The organism is Curtobacterium sp. PhB128, assembly GCF_004340725.1.
Lineage (GTDB): Bacteria > Actinomycetota > Actinomycetes > Actinomycetales > Microbacteriaceae > Curtobacterium.
The window spans coordinates 47,557-60,115 of record NZ_SLUR01000002.1; the positions used below are offsets into that span (position 1 = coordinate 47,557).

5 protein-coding genes are annotated in these 12,559 nt (G+C 66.1%); 2 read left to right on the forward strand and 3 right to left on the reverse strand.

Features of this window, described 5'->3' with window-relative positions; all coding sequences use genetic code 11:
• Nucleotides 1-221: 221 nt before the first annotated feature.
• On the reverse strand, nucleotides 222-3,338 hold the full coding sequence (locus tag EDF23_RS04280; RefSeq protein ID WP_131920746.1) for an RHS repeat-associated core domain-containing protein: 3,117 nt from the start codon (nucleotides 3,336-3,338) through the stop codon (nucleotides 222-224).
• Nucleotides 3,339-4,238: 900 nt separating this feature from the next.
• On the opposite strand from EDF23_RS04280, the gene EDF23_RS04285 reads away from it, so the two are divergent.
• Nucleotides 4,239-5,389 (forward strand): IS3 family transposase gene (locus tag EDF23_RS04285; RefSeq protein ID WP_235036088.1). Its coding sequence is split into 2 segments (ribosomal slippage): nucleotides 4,239-4,506 and nucleotides 4,506-5,389, totalling 1,152 coding nucleotides; the frame shifts between segments, so codons are not numbered across the junction.
• A 541-nt stretch (nucleotides 5,390-5,930) separates the two neighbouring features.
• Here EDF23_RS04285 and EDF23_RS04290 read toward each other — a convergent pair.
• Together EDF23_RS04290 and EDF23_RS04295 are read right to left on the reverse strand one after the other, a co-directional pair.
• On the reverse strand, nucleotides 5,931-10,316 hold the full coding sequence (locus EDF23_RS04290) for an RHS repeat-associated core domain-containing protein (RefSeq protein WP_165901007.1): 4,386 nt from the start codon (nucleotides 10,314-10,316) through the stop codon (nucleotides 5,931-5,933).
• Nucleotides 10,317-10,547: 231 nt separating this feature from the next.
• Entirely contained in the window at nucleotides 10,548-11,525 is a 978-nt protein-coding gene (locus EDF23_RS04295) for a matrixin family metalloprotease (protein ID WP_131920750.1), read from the reverse strand.
• A 131-nt stretch (nucleotides 11,526-11,656) separates the two neighbouring features.
• On the opposite strand from EDF23_RS04295, the gene EDF23_RS04300 reads away from it, so the two are divergent.
• Nucleotides 11,657-12,526: an aminoglycoside phosphotransferase family protein gene (locus tag EDF23_RS04300; RefSeq protein WP_131920752.1), complete on the forward strand. Its 870-nt coding sequence runs from the start codon at nucleotides 11,657-11,659 to the stop codon at nucleotides 12,524-12,526.
• The last annotated feature ends 33 nt before the right edge of the window (nucleotides 12,527-12,559 follow it).

Consider the following 12,559-nt stretch of genomic DNA (forward strand, 5'->3'; position numbering starts at 1 on the left):
CGGGGAACGCCGGTGATGGCGGTGGTCACCGTTGATTATCCTCCGACTCCTCTTTTTCAACCGCTCTACCACCCTTTGAAAAGAACGTCCAACCAAAGTACGCCACGCCGAGCACGATGAAGGCAAGGCCTACCCATCGTTCGGATGAAAGCAGAATCCATGCGATCCCAATGACTACATACCCCAAAGGGAAGAGGGTAGACCTCCATCGTCTCGACATCTCAAATACACCCCAGCCCAACTAGCCCCAAGCCGACTCCCTGGTAGCCGACTTCTCCCGCAATCTCCTTGGCGGCTGCCCCAGCCAAGGTGCCTGCGGCCCGCAGGGCGCCGACCTCCACATAGGCAAGGCTGAGGAAGCAAAGGTCAGCCTTGAGGATCTGCTCCTGTGTCTCTGGAGGCCCGTACGGGGAGTATGCGTTCCCCCCGGGAGTCGAGTAGCAAGAAACCGAAGAGGAGCAATAACCGGAACCCGTTCCAGGGCCCGTCTCGTACGCGCGACCGGAAGGGTCCTGAGCATTGATCGGATCGTCGCCAGCGTATGCGTAGCGGTTGGCGTTACTCGGACTGAGGGGTACGTCGAGGGTGTCGCGTTCAACCCACGCGCCGGTGACGCTGGACTGCCACCGGTACCCGAACTTCGTCAGCCCGTCATCGGTGCTGGACGAGCGGAGCCCGCTCTTGAACCCGTAGGGGTTCTGCTGCCACTGCGCGCTGTCGCCGCCGACCTTCACGGTTTCGACGCCGTAGGGGTCGTAGGAGACGGTGTACGCGGTCTTGCCGGTGTCGGCGATCGCGGCGGCCGGGTTCCCGGTGCCGTCGATGACCCACATGCTGGTAGTGCCGTCCGTGGTCTGCAGGTCCAGCGGCTGACCCGTCGACGGGTCGCTGATAACCGATGCTGTGCCGGTACCCGCGATGGTGCGGCTGGTAACGGAGATGCCATACGTGTAACCGTATTCCGCTCCCCCGTCCGTGGACTGCCAGAGCAGCTTGTTCATGTCCCCACCGGCGTACTCGTAGCTGGTCTTCACACCGTCCTTGGTGGACGCAGTCATCTGCTGCGCACCGTTGTAGGTGAACGTCTGACCCGGCGCCGTGGTGAGGTTGCCGACCTTGTCGTACGCGTACCCGTCAGACGTGATCTGCCCGACCGTGTTGTACGTCAGCGTCTGCGAGCTCGTGACATCCCCGCTCCGCTTGGCGGTGAGCCGGTTCCCTGCCACGTCGTACGTGTATGCCCACGTGACGTTCGTCGCACCGCCGGCTTGTGCGGCCTTGGTGAGGCGGCTGTTGGAGTCGTACGTGTACGTGGTGGTCTGCTGGGTGATGTTGTCCTTGACCCACTGGATCTTGTCGGTCGCGTTGGCGCTCTTCACCGCCGAGCAGTCACCACCGGCGGCGATCCCGGTGATGTAGCAGTACGTCAAGCTCACCACGGGCTTCGTCGGGTCGTCAGCGTTCACAGCCCTGACGCCGGTGACGTGGTCGGACGCACCGTAGGTGATCGTCTGGTGCGCCTGCCACGACGTCGGGTCCTTGGTCGGGTCCGTGTTCTCCACAGCACCGAGCCAGGTGTCGGTGCGGCGGCCGTGGTCGTCGTTCTTGTAGACCTGCTTTGCCGTGCCGCCGTTGGCGGTCGGGTACGTGGTGCGAGTCAGGACGTTGGCGACGTCGTAGTCGTGGGTGACGGTGCCGTGGGCGTCGGTGACCTTGGCTGTATTGCCGGCGAGGTCGTAGCCGTAGGACACGGTGCCGCCGCCGGCGGTGTTGACCGTGGAGGTGAGTCGGTTCCGCTGGTCGTACGTGTTGGTGATGGTGCCGGTCGCGGACTGCTCCGTGAGCTGGTTGCCGTTGCCGTCGTACGTGTTCGTCACTGTCGCGGTGCCGTCATCGAACGCGGTCGTCAGGAGCCGGTCGTCGTTGTCGTACGTGTACGTCGTGACACCGCCACCACCATCAGTGTGGTTCTTCACGCGGCCGAAGTCGTCGTAGGAGTACTTCTGCACACCCACCGTGTTCGCCGGCGCCGTGATCGACCCGAGCTGGTTGTTCGTGTCGTACGCGTACACCGTCCCGGCGGTGTTCCCCGGGGCGACCGCGGTCTTCACCGCACCCCAGGCGTACTTGTCACCCTTGTCCTTGTCGTTGTAGGTCAGGGTCGCGGTTGCTGCTTCCGGGCCGGTGCCGGTGCCGGTGGAGGACTGGTTGCCGGGCCCGTCGTAGCCGTACTTCGAGTCATTTCCGGAGCTGTCCTTCGTTGCTGATGGCAGGTACGCCGTCGGCGCCGCGTTGCCGTACGTCGCAGTGCTCGTGCTGCCAGAGGCGGACTGCGACTGGGTCAGGGACTGCCCGCTGTTCCCGTCGAACTTGTTGTTCGTCGTCGACGCGGTCGTACCCGCGCCGACCGTCGAGCTCTCGACACCATTGTTGGTCGACTTGTACGTCCGAGACTGCTCCCGCTTCGCCGCGTCCACGGCCTTCGTGACGAGGTCGTTGCCGTCGAGGGTGTACGTCGTGTGTGCTGCGTCCGCGATTGCCTGCGACTGGTTCGACCGCGGGTCCGCCACCAGCGTCGACGTGTCCGAGGCGTACGAGAACCGCGTCACAGCGGTCCCCGGGGAGCCCGCGGTGGTGTTGCGCTGTTCGACCTTGGTGATCCGGTCGGACGAGTCGTACGTGAACGCCGTCACGCCACCCTCGGGCGCCGTGATCGAGGTGAGATCCCCGCTGGTGTACCCGAACGTCGTCTTCTTGCCGAGCGCGTCCGTGTACGTGGTGATGTCACCGGTGCTGTTCTTCGCCCACGACACACTCCGCTTGCTCGAGCCGCTGGTCTGCGAGAACGTCTGCACACCGTTCGCGTACGACGAGTTCGCCGCCCGCGCCCCGGACACACCAGCAGTCGACACGAGGGACTTCAGGGTGAAGCCGGGCTCGTCGGAGTTGAAGCTGATCTGGTTCTTGTTCCGGTCCACGATCGACGTCGGCTGGCCGGCGAGGTTGAAGTGCGTCGTCGAGTTCGACGTCCACCCCTTCAGCGTGTACTCGTGCGTCGTACTGTTGTCGACACGGGTCAGGGTCTGCTGCAAACCAGCCGGGCTGATGAACGCACCCTGCGCCCCCGACGGACGGAACTGCCACGCCGTACCGGCAGCGTCCGTGTAGATGACACCGGCAGCGTTCGCGGTGAGATCCCCGGCGCCAGCGAGGGCGTACTGCCACCGGTTCGCGTCCATCGTGTTCGCGTCGCCGACGGTGGTGCTCCGCGAGTTGTAGGCGGCGCCGATCGTGGTGTTCCGCGTCACACCCGGCAGGCTCATCGCCGTCGTGGTCACCTGAGGCCGGCGACGGTGGCGTCCGTACACGTGTAGGCGAGCTGTCCGGGTGTTCGTCGGGGTGATGGGAGCGGCCGCGGGGACCGGCGTGGTCGGGGTGACGACCGGGGCGATCGCGGTCGGCTGGACGTCCACCGCGAACGAGGTGGTGAAGTCACCGGCCGAGACGGACAGGTTGTGAATCGACGCGTGTGGAAACGTGACGTTTACATGACGACGGCCAGGTGCCGACTGTGCGGATTTCCTGGCCTTCGTGTGTTGCGTGCGGTCAAAGGTGAGGGTCGAGGTCCTCGGGCTCAGACGACGGCGCTGGGGGCCGCCGTGCGTTGTAGATCATTTGGAGCCCGATCGACACTCCTAGACCTAGAAGCACGTCGAGCCATACCGGCCATTGTAAAACACCGGCGACGAAGATCACCACGATGCCGATGGCCGCGAACAGAAACGGTACCCATCTGGGCCGGTTGGATGTTGACTCTTGTGGCACGAAGGCTCCTACTTTCGCCGCTGTTGCGCGGACGTTACAACACCGATGAGGATCCAGACGCCGAATAGGAGCGCTACCGCCCCAACGATCCAGATCGGAGCAAATCCGGTGCTACCGATGTTTTGCCGGTTGGGAGACAAGATGGCCCAGGCGCCCAGCCCTATGGCTACGATGCCAAGGACAGTCGGAGGCACAAGGCTTCCCTTGAACTTGAACATCACAGCTCCCCGGTAGTGGCGTCGGAGACCACTCCGGCCACCGCGATGCATCCGACAGTGCCAACTACCCCGACGCCGCCCGTTGCACCTGCAACGATACCTTCACACGTCGCTCCGGCGATTCCACGGGACTGCTGCAGGTTGGGTTGACTCCTGACCTCTGAGGACTTGGTCCTCGGTGGAAGGATGTCGATCATGGCCAAGCCTTATCCGGAGGAGTTCCGACGCGATGTGGTCGCGGTTGCCCGCCGGGGCGAGATCCCGCTGCATCAAGTGGCGAAGGACTTCGGGATATCTGAGGGAACGGTGACGAACTGGCTCCGCCGCGCCGACGTCGACGATGGCGTCAAGCCGGGCGTCACGACTGTGGAGAACGTGGAGCTGCGAGAACTGCGGAAACGGAACCGGCTACTCGAGCAGGAGAACGAGATCCTCCGCCGTGCTGCCGCGTATCTCTCCCAAGCCCATCTCCCAAAATGATGTACCCGCTGGTCCTTGAACTCGCCGCCGACCGGATCCCGGTCGCGGTGACCTGCCGGGTGTTGGGCTTCACGAAGCAGGCGTTCTATGCATGGCGGAGGAACCCGGTGAGCCGCCGCGATTGGGAGAACGCGCACCTGACCAATGCCGCCGTCGACGCGCACCGCGACGACCCGACGTTCGGGTACCGGTTCATCGCCGACGACCTCCACGCAGCCGGCCTGCTCGTCTCGGAGCGGCGTGTCTGGCGATTGTGCTCGCAGCAGCGGCTCTGGTCACTGCACGCGAAGAAACGGGGCCTGACCCGGAAGGCCGGACCACCAGTGCATGACGATCGGGTGCGGAGGGCGTTCACCGCTCCGGACCTGGACAAGCTGTGGTTGACCGACATCACCGAGCACAACACGGGCGAGGGCAAGCTCTACCTCTGCGCCGTGAAGGACGCGTGCTCCCGCCGGATCGTGGGCTACTCCATCGACTCTCGGATGCGATCCTCGCTCGCCGTCGCGGCACTGCAGATGGCAATCTCTCGCCGCGACCCGCTCCACACCGTGGTTCATTCGGATCGCGGCAGCCAGTTCCGGTCCAAGAAGTTCGTTCGAGCGCTGTCGGATGCCGGGCTGCTGGGGTCGATGGGCAGGGTCGGGGCGTGCGCGGACAACGCGGCAATGGAGTCGTTCTTCGCGCTGCTGCAGAAGAACGTCCTCAACCGGCACCGATGGACTTCTCGTGAGCAACTGCGGCTCGCGATCGTGCACTGGATCGAGGGCACCTACCACCGAAAGCGCCGACAGCGCGGTCTCGGGAAGTTGACGCCCATCGAGTACGAAGCAATCATCAACCCACAGGCAGCACTCGCGGCCTAAACCAACGAGTCAACCCAACCTGCAGCAGTCCCGCTCTCTGACATGCCACGTCTTCCGCGCCGTCAGCGACGGCACCAACTCAAGCTGCAACCGATGACCGTGCACCGACACCGTGGACGGAAGCTGCGGAATGCGAGGCGGCATGCGCACAGTCCACGCCTCCCCCTGCTAGATCCCCGCAGACACGCTGACGTACCCGAGCAACGAACCGTCCACTGCGCCTTCGTTAACCAGGTGGGGCGATGGGGTCAGTTCCGATAATGCTGCTTACCGGCGCGTGCCGGGGGTGGTCTGCTCGCGAGTGGCAATTGCAGTGAGCCCGAGTATGCCAACCGCTTGCGAAGCCATCGGCATGGGTATCAGGCCGGAGGTCCTCCGCCGCCGCGTCGACGCAATAGGGACACTCCTATCACCAGGAACACGAATCCGAAGACCGCACAGGCGGCTCCCGCGGGCGTGAACCCATTTGACGCTCCGACTATGAGGCCGAGGAGAACTAACACTCCCCCAACCACGATAAAGACGACCGACCAGACCCCGCTCAATTGAATGGTCCCTCGAAGTCCTGCGTGAGATACGTTGCTGCAGCCGCTCCGGCGAACCCGCAGAGCGCTGCCCCGAGGGTGCCGATACCCGCTGTGAGCCCAACCACGGCGGCGACACAGGTGCCGCCAATCGCGCCGCCCACGACAGCTCCGATCGCGTAACCGAGGTACGCATTTGCGGTCTTTCCCGCGCGACTTGTGCGCCCTGTGGGATCGGAGTTGTTGACAGGATCACCACCTGCGTACGCATAGCGGTTCGCATTTTGCGCGTCGAGGGGTGCGTCGAGCGTGTCTCGCTCGACCCATCCGCCGGTCCCAGCGGACTGCCACCGGTACCCGAACTTCGTCAACCCGTTGTCGGTACTACTCGAGCGCAGGCCGGTTTTAAACCCGTAGGGGTTCTGCTGCCACTGGGTGCTGGTCTTACCCGCGGTAACGGTCTCGGCGCCGTAGGCGTCGTAGGAGACCTGGTAGGCGATCTTGCCGGTGTCGGCGATCGACGTGGTCGGGTTCCCAATACCATCAAGCACGTAGAGGCTGGTCGTCCCGTCACTGGTGCGTAGGTCCAGCGGCTGCCCGGTGACCGGGTCGGCCAGCACGGAAGCGGTCCCGGTGCCGATCTGCTCGCGGGTGGCGATCACGGGAACGCCGTTCTGGTCGGTGGTGCCATACGTGTAACCGTATTCCACTCCTCCGTCAGTGGACTGCCAGAGCAGCTTGTTCATGTCCGCGCCGGCGTACCCGTAGCTGGTCGTCACACCGTCCTTCGTGGACGAGGTCAGCTGCTGCGCCCCGTTGTACGTGTATGTCTCGCCCGGCGCCGCGGTGAGGTTGCCGGTCCCGTCGTACGTGTACCCGTCCGTGGTGATCTGCGAGACCGCGTTGTAGGTCAGCTTCTGGTCACTGATCACGGCGCTGGTGGTCACATTGGTGGCCTTGGCTTCGGTGCGGTTGCCGGCGTCGTCGTACGTGAACGCCCAGTTCGTCGGGTTGCTGCCGCCGGACTGCGTGATCCCGGTGAGGTGCTTGGTCTGGGTCGTCCCGTCCGTGTCCGTGTACCCGTACGTGGTGGCCTGCTTGCTGATGTTGTCGTACGACCACTGCAGCTTGCTGCGGTCGTTCGCCGTAGACGCCGTGCACGTCGGGGCGGTGGTGGTGGCCATGTAGCAGTAGTCGGTGTCGACGACGAGCTGCGGGTCCTCGTTCGCAGCCCACGCCTGCACCGTGGTGACCTTGCCGGACTTGTCGTATGTCAGCTTCTGGTGCGCACTCCACGTCGAAGGTGCAACACCGGGAGTGGCGGACGCGTCGGCGCCGAGCCAGGTGTCGGTGCGGCGGCCCTGCTTGTCGGTGAGGTAGATCTGCTTCGCTGTGCCCGAGCTCGTCGGGTACGTCGTCGCGGTGAGCACCTCTGACGCGTCGTACGTGTGGGTGACGGTGCCGGTGGAGTCGGTCACCTGCGCCGTGTTCCCAGCGAGGTCGTACCCGTAGGACACGGTCCCACCGCCTGCGGTGTTCACCGTGGACACCAGCCGGTTGCGCTGGTCGTAGCTGTTGGTGATGGTGCCCGTCGCGGAGGTCTGGCTGGTCTGGTTGCCGTTGCCGTCGTAGACGTTGGTGACCGTCGCCGTGCCATCGCTGAACGCGGTGGTGGTGTTGCGGTCGTCGGCGTCGTACCCGTACGTGGTGGTGTTCCCACGCCCGTCGGTTTCGGTCTTGACGCGGCCGAAGTCGTCGTAGGTGTAGGTCTTCACGCCGAGGGTGGTGCCGGTGGGCGGGGTGATCTTCGACAGCTGCTTGTTGCCGTCGTAGGTGTACGTGGTCGAGTTCGACCCGTTGCCCGGCGCCGTCGCGCTCTTCACCGTGCCGTCAGAGTTGTACGCCACCTTTGCCTGGATCGTCGAGTCGGACCCGGACTGTGACGACGTCTGGTTGCCGACACCGTCATAGCCGATGGTGGTGCTGTTACCCGAGCTGTCGGACATCTTCGAGGGCAGGTACGCCGTCGCGGAACCTGACCCGTACTCCGCGGTGCTCGAGGAGCCGGAACCAGTCGTGGACTTCGTCAGCGACTGGCTGCTGTTCTTGCCGTACTCGTTCGACGACGTCCCCGTACCCGCGTCACCGGATGCGCCGACGGTCGACTTCGCGACACCGTTGTTGGCGGGGTTGTACGTCTTGGAACGCTCCCGATCAGCCGGGTCGACGGTCTTCGTGACGAGGTCGTTGCCGTCGAGCGTGTAGGTCGTGTGCGCCGCGGCGGCGACCGTAGCCGACTGGTCCGACCGCGGATCCGCGACCTGCGTCGACGTGTCACTGGCGTAGGAGAACCGCGTCACCGCGGTGCCGGCGGACCCAGCCGTGGTGTTGCGCTGTTCCACCTTCATGACTCGGTCGGACGAGTCGTAGGTGAAGGCCGTCACGCCGCCGGTGGGGGCGGTGATCGTGGTGAGATCGCCGTTCGTGTACGCGAAGGTGGTCTTTTTGCCGATCGCGTCCGTGTAGGTGGTGATGTCACCCGCGGAGCTCTTCGAGAAGGACACGCTCCGCGAGCTCGAACCGGACGTCTGGGAGAACGTCTGCGTGCTGTTCGCGTACGACGACTTCACCGTCTTCGCACCCGTCGCCCCGGCGGTCGAGACGATCGTCGTCAGCGCGTACCCGTCCGAGGTGTTGAAACTGGTCTGGTTGCTGTTCCGGTCCACGATCGACGTGGGCTGGCCGGCGAGGTTGAAGTGCGTCGTCGAGTTCGACGTCCACCCCTTCAGCGTGTACTCGTGCGTCGTGCTGTTGTCGACGCGCGTCAGGGTTTGCTGCAGACCAGCGGGGCTGATGAACGCACCCTGCGTGCCCGAGGGCTTGAACTGCCATGCCGTCCCGGCGGCGTCGGTGTAGATGACGCCGGCGGCGTTCGCAGTGAGATCCCCTGCGCCGGCGAGGGCGTACTGCCACCGGTTCGCGTCCATCGTGTTTGCATCCCCGATCGTGGTGCTGCGCGAGTTGTACGCGGCGCCGATCGTGGTGTTCTGCGTCACACCCGGCAGGCTCATCGCCGTCGTGGTGACCAGCAGGTTGCCGGTGCCGACGTCGACGGAGGCGTTGGTCTGGTCCGTGATCGGGAACGGCAGCGTCGTCGCCGACGTCCGCTGACCGGTCCGGTTCGTCTCCCCAGGACCGCCGGGGAGGGAGTTGTACGCACCCTGCAGGTCGACGAGGTAGTTCATCGCCGCCGTGCCCATGTTCTTGATGCGGATCTTGCCGTTCGCACCGACCGGCGCGACCACGGTGTTCGTCATCTTCGACGTCCGGTCGGAGCTGATCGCGGACGACTCCGGCTCCGCCGCACCATCGGCCCACATCTTCGCGTACGAGTCAGCACCACTGTCGTTCACCGCGGTGAACGTCACCGCGGCAGCCGACAAGCCGCCCTCGACCGTCGGAGCTCCCTGGACACCGCCGACCTGCACCGTGAACGATGCACCCGAAGCGATGCTCCCACCGTTGCGGGTGTCGATGAGTCGACCGTTCAGCGGGGTGAAGCCGCCACCCGGGTTCGACTTCAGGAAGTAGCCCTGGATGTCGACGACGAGGTCGATCTTCCCGCCGCCCTCGGCGGTGTCGATGCTGAACTTCCCGTCGGTGTTCAACGCGACCTGCGCGTTCATCGCGGTCGACTGGCCCTCGACGGAGTTGTAGTTCAGGACACCCGTGCTGCGGGTCTCACCGGTCGGGGTGGGACGGACGTAGCCGGCCTTGGCTTCGCGGTTGATCACGATGATGTTCACCGCGACCGCCGCAGCGCCAGCCGGGATCCCGTTCGAGCCGGTGGCCTGGATGGTGCGCTGCGAACCTGCTGGGATCTGCCCCTGCGCGGCACCGATGCCGCCACGGGAGTCGAGCACTCGGGACGGCGACATCGCCACGAACCCACCGGCGGACACACCGTTCTTCGTCGACGTGTAGTAACCGGTGATGTCGATGACGACCTTCGACTGCGCCGTCTCGGTCCGCACCTGGATCGTGCCGTCATCCGCGACCGCGAGCAGTCCCGTGTTCGACGTGTTCCCGCCGACACCAGAGTTGTAGATCATCATCAGCGTCGTCGTGTCGTCATCGTCGGCGCGCATCTGCAACTGACCCGACCCCGACGGGTCAGCGATGGTGACCATCATCGTCACCGCGCCGATACCCGACGACGGCAATCCGGCTACGCCGGCGACCTTCACCGTACGGAACGTCCCCGCCCCCGTCGCACCGCCCAGCACGCGAGCGTTAGAGGGCATCGGCACGTACTGCCCGCCCGACCCCGTCACCGCCGCCTGCGCCGGTGTCGGCTGCGACACCACCACCAGCAACGAACCCAGCAGCGCGACCAACGTCACCACTGCCAGCATCACTCCACGAACACGACCAGACAACGACGCAGCGAACACGCGAAAAGAACCCCTCAGCACGTCGCACCAGCGCACAGCCCCCATGGCTGCACTGTGCAACTCCACAGAACGTTACGGAGCATCGCTCACCACCGCACCCCCACATGTGGGGGTCGAAACGACGAGCGTCGCACCGATAGGGCCGGAACCTTCCCGCGCCTGAATGAACGAAGGGACCGCTCAGTACATTGCCGTGATCCCCCGCACATCCCCCAGCCCGAGCGTCCGCTGCGCCGTGTCGCACACGGTCGACGACGGCTTCATCACGAGCCCGGACTTCTGCGCCGTGTGTCCGAGCCCGTACGAGTGCCCCCACTCGTGCGTCGCGATGCCGCGCAGGTCGAACCGGTTGCCCGAGCAGGTGCTGGTCGATCCCCACCGGTGGCTTGTGGAGTAGCGCTGGTCGGTCTCGAAGGCGACCCCATCCGTGAAGGACCAGATACACGTGAGCGCGAGGGTCTTCGACGGCAGCTTGCCCCACCCGACGACGCTCGTCCGGTTCGAGCTCCCGCAGCCACCATCGGCGGTGACCGCGGGCTTCTGCGTCGCGGTGCCGAGGTACTCCTGCGCCGCCGTCGACTGGATCGTCTGACCGCACGCCGTGATCGTGCCGGTCCACGCTTCGGCACCGCTCTGGATCGCTGCGACCTTCGACACCTTCGCCCCGGTCGGGTTGTACCGCCACCGGATCGGCGACTCCCAGTGCGCGCCGGTCAGCACGTACGCCTTGCTCCCGCAGCTCGCGGACGTCGTGGCGCCGCTGTGCGAGACAGTGCCACGGATCGTCGCCCCGAGCGTTCGGCGCTGCTGGGCTGCGCGTTCCTGCCGGACGGCGGCGGGCGATCCGCCCCACACCTCGTCGACCTGCACGGCGATGCCCGCGGCACCGCGGTTCGCGATCACCACGTCCCCGGGGTCGGTGTCCCCTTCCGCGACCGGGGCAGCAGTGAGCGTGGTGCCGGCCGCGGGCACTGCGAAGGTCCGGCCGTCCTCGAGCGCCACCACGCCGGAGTCGACGCGGCACCCGGAATCGAGATCGTGGACCGAGATGCTGTCGCCTCGGCAGTTCGCCGCCTCGGCGAGCCCCGGTGCGGCGATGACCGCCGTCAGGACGAACCCGAGTGCGACCGCGGCGGCGGTCTTCGATGACGTGCGCACTGCGCCCTCCTTGATCACACCGCACCCGAACCACGGTGGCGGACGGCTGCATCAGTGTCCGGGGGCGCGGGAGGGCCGACAAGCCCCCAGAACGGCCGCGGTGCGCAGAGCGGACCGGGTAGCGTGCCGCCATGCAGTGGGGCGACACCGGACTCGACGGCCACCAGATCGCGTTCGTGCTCCGCACGCTCCCCGATGCCGTCCTCGTGGCGGACGACTCGTGGGGGCTCCTCGACACGAGGGTCCTGCACGTCGTCAACGGCGCCGTCAGCTACACCGTGAAGGCGTCGGGCCCGGACAACACCCACTTCCCCCGGGAACTCGAGGCCCACCGGACCGTGACCGACGCCCTGTGCACTGCCGGGGACGCCGGTGCCCTCGTGTCCGCCGACGAAGACCACCGTGTCCTCGTCCTCGAACGCGTCCCTGGTCACCTCGCGCTCGGTACTGCGGACGAGCACGCCCCTGACGTCCACCGGCAGGCCGGCGCAGTCCTCCGGCGTCTGCACGACCACGGCACCCGGCACGACCCGACGTTCCTTCTGCGCGAACAGGCGAAGGCGCTGGCCGCGCTCGATGCCCCGCACCGGATCTCGTCCGACGTCGCCGCCCGGACCCGCGCGGCACTCGAGATGCTCCCCACCGACCACCCGGACGAGCCCCTGGTCCCGACCCACGGCGACTTCCACCCGCGCAACTGGATCGTCGACGACGAAGACGACTGCCACGGACGGCTCCGCGTCATCGACTTCGGCCGCTTCGGCTGGCGCCCGGCATCGTTCGACCTCACCCGCCTCGCGGTGCTGCACTGGCAGGACGATCCGGCCCTCGAAGCGGCGTTCTTCGACGGCTACGGCGACGATCCGCGCGAGTCGGACGGCTGGCGCTGGCTGCAACTCCGCGAGGCCGTCGGCACCGCGACCTGGGCCTACGCCGTCGGCGACGAGGGCTTCGAGGCGCAGGGCCACGACATGCTCCGGGACGCCCTCGCCGCCTTCTGACGGTCAGGAACGCGCGCGTCGAGTGACCAAGCG

What these genes read in the sequence shown, in the direction of transcription:
- EDF23_RS04300 (WP_131920752.1), top strand. Translation starts at nt 11,657, where the DNA reads ATGCAGTGGGGCGACACCGGACTCGACGGCCACCAGATCGCGTTCGTG.